This is a genomic window from Mycobacterium sp., from assembly GCF_049802695.1.
Classification (GTDB): Bacteria; Actinomycetota; Actinomycetes; order Mycobacteriales; family Mycobacteriaceae; genus Mycobacterium.
In genome coordinates, this window is sequence record NZ_JBARMY010000526.1 from 1 (window position 1) to 3119 (window position 3119).

Annotated in this window: 2 protein-coding genes; both read right to left on the reverse strand. The window is 63.3% G+C overall.

Annotated features, from left to right (window positions below; all coding sequences use genetic code 11):
- Window positions 1-2589 (reverse strand): MMPL family transporter (locus WA317_RS20760; RefSeq protein WP_425174817.1); only part of this gene is annotated, 2589 nt, incomplete at its 3' end.
- 49 nt (window positions 2590-2638) lie between these two features.
- Window positions 2639-3119, reverse strand: a 481-nt coding sequence (locus WA317_RS20765; RefSeq protein ID WP_425174818.1) for an NYN domain-containing protein, incomplete at its 5' end; no start/stop codon positions are given.

Here is a 3119-nt window from a genome sequence, read left to right on the forward strand (position 1 = left end):
GGGCTGGTCGGCCGACGGCGTGTCACCGGCGGGGCTGCGCGGCGCGGCGAAGCGAGTGGTTGCCGCCTCGGATTCACGTGCATCAGCGACCGGTAAGCGCGTGGTGCTGGCCTGCGAGGACCTGTCCTGGGCCGGTGGCCGCGTCTCCGGGCGGCTGGTGACGGACGGACGCGAGGGTGCCGGCGTTCCCGGGTAGGTCGGGTCGTGAGGAGGGCGAGGTTTGGTGGCGGGCGCACTGCCCGGCGCGATGGCAGCTCCGCCGGATCGAGCACGAACGACGGGCTGCTTGCGCTCGTCGGGCAAGTGGATCTCGCCGAGTCCCAGCCTGGTCTGGATCCGTTTCATCCAGCGCGGCGCCCACCAGCAGTCGTCGCCGAGCAGCTTCATCACCGACGGAACCAGGAACATTCGCACCACGGTCGCGTCCAACAACAGGGCCGCCATCAAACCGAAGGCCAGGTACTTCATCATCACCAAGTCGGAGAAGACGAAAGAGCCGGCGACCACCGCGAGGACGGTCGCCGCCGCCGTGATGATGCGACCGGTGGTCGCTGTGCCGATCCGGATCGCCTCGGCGGTCGACATCCCGCGTTCCCGTGCCTCCACCATGCGGGAGACCAGGAACACCTCGTAGTCGGTCGATAAACCGAAGATGACCGCGATGATCAATCCGATGACGGGCGCGGTGAGCGGCGTCGGCGTGAAATTAAGCCACTTGGCGAAGTGACCGTCGACGAAGATCCACGTCAAGATGCCCATCGTCGATCCGAGCGTCAACGCGCTCATCATCGTTGCTTTGACCGGTAGCACCAGGGATCCGAACGCCAGGAACATCAGCAGCGTCGTGGTGGTCAACAGGATCACCAGCATCAGCGGCAGCTTGTTGAAGATGCCGTGGATGCTGTCCTGCACAAGAGCCTGCGTGCCACCGATCATGACGTTCAGGCCCTTGGGCGGTGTGACGGACCGCAGCTCAACGATCTTCTTCGCGGCGTCGTTGGTGTTGACCAAGCCGTTCTGGATGACGCGGGCGGTCTCATCTTTGGGTTTCGTCGTTCCGTTGGGGCCGGGGACGCACGGGTTGCCCGCGACGTTCGGGCAGGGACGTTCGTCCCATTTCTTGTCGGTGAAGCCGGCAATCCCCGAGACGTCATTGCGAATCTCGGCGACCTGCTGATCGGTGACCTTGGTGTGGTTCTTACTCTGGATCACCAGGGTGACCTGCTCGGTGCGGTAGCCGGGGTACAGCTTGTCGAAGTGTTCCTGTGCCAGGCGCACCGGGTTGTCCGGCGGCAGATACTTCTCGCTAAAACCGCCGAGGGAGAGCCGACCCAGCGGAATGATCAACAGGATCATCGCGACCACGATCGGAATGGCGAACACCAGCGGCCGCTTCATCACCCGGTTGACCAACTTGCCCCAGAACTCGTGCTCGACCTCTTCACGGGTCTTGGTCTTCTGCAGCAGATTCGCGAGCCATTCCAGATAAACCCGCGAAACTTTCCATTCCTGGAGGAACGGCACCCGGAATAAAGTGCGCACGCCGAGGGCGTCGACGTGGCGGCCCAGGATGCCGAGCACCGCCGGAAGAATGGTGATCGACAGAATTGCCGAGAGCATGACGGCCGCGATCGTGGCGTAGGTCAACGACTTCAGGAAGCCCTGCGGAAACACCAGCATGCTGGCCGCCGAGACAGCGATCAGCACTGCGGAGAACGTCACGGTGCGCCCGGCCGTCATCATGGTTCGGCGAACAGCGACCTCGCTGTCGTAACCCTCGGCGATCTCCTCGCGGAACCGGCTCACCACGAACAACCCGTAGTCGACGGCGATACCGAGGCCAATCATCGTCACCACCGGTTGGGCGAAGAAGTGCACCGGCCCGAAGATCGCGATGAACCGCATGATGCCCAGGGCGCCGGCGATGGCCAGCCCGCCGACGATCGCCGGCAGGCAGGCGGCGATCACACCACCGAAGACTAGGAACAGCACCACTGCCACCAGCGGCAGCGCCAGAACCTCCATGCGTCGTTGGTCGGTTTCGATGGTCCCGGTCAAGGCGCTGGCCACCGGCTCAAGACCGGCAAGTTCGACTTTGCCGCCGCCGAGTTTCTGCAGGTCGGGCGCGATCAGCTTGTAATTGTTCAGGATGCTGTCATCGTCGTCGCCCTTGAGCGCGATTGACGCGAAGACGTGCTTTTTGTCCTCAGTCGCCATGCCGTGGACACGCGGATCGGTGGAATCCGGTGCCCGGAGGTAACTGACCCAACCCAGCACCTGATTGGGATGACTCTTCTGAAAGCTGTCCAGTGAGTCCTTGATCTGCTTAGACCAGGCCGGGTCGTCGACCGTTTTGCCCTGCGGCGCTGCGAACGTCGCCACGATGTGACTGGTCCGGTCGCGGCCGTAGGTGTCGTCACCCAACACCGACGCTTTGACAGACTGGGAACTGTCGTCGTAGAAGCCGCTCTGGGTGACGTGCTTGCCGAGGCTCAGCCCGAAAACGCCGCCGCCGAGGCTGAGAGCCACCATGACGCCGATTACGATGAACCGGTAGCGGTACACAATTCGACCCCACCAGGCGAACACGCAATCTCCTTACTGGATCTGTAGCGACCCGCGCATAGGTTTTCCAGTGTCACACACGCGAGGCCAGTAACGACGACAGCGGCCGGAACGGCTGGAGCCAGGCACCCTGCTCAGGCAGCGAATCCAACCCAATTCGCGGCAACGGTTCCCGGAAAACACCGTCTATGTCCTCCAGGTCGACGAACTCCAAGGTATCCGACGCTAGTGCCCAGCTCGCATGTTCGCGAAATCCCAGAACCTGCACCGGTATGCCGCGGTGGGATATCTCCTCCAACGGTTCCCGGAACGCTTGGCCGTCAGCTGAAGCCACCACCAGGGCGGCCAGTCCTTCGCTGCACCGCAGCCCGATGTGGTGCAGCATGTCGGCGTCGACGTCACTGTTGTCATCGATCTTCGGCTTGGCGAAGACCGCAAAACCCACATTACGTAAAGCATCGACCCAGGGGCGAACCACCTCGGCGTTGCCCGGCGCGATGTTGGTGAAGACGGTGGCCTCCGGCTCCGCCGACATGTTCTGCCCGGTGCCGGCG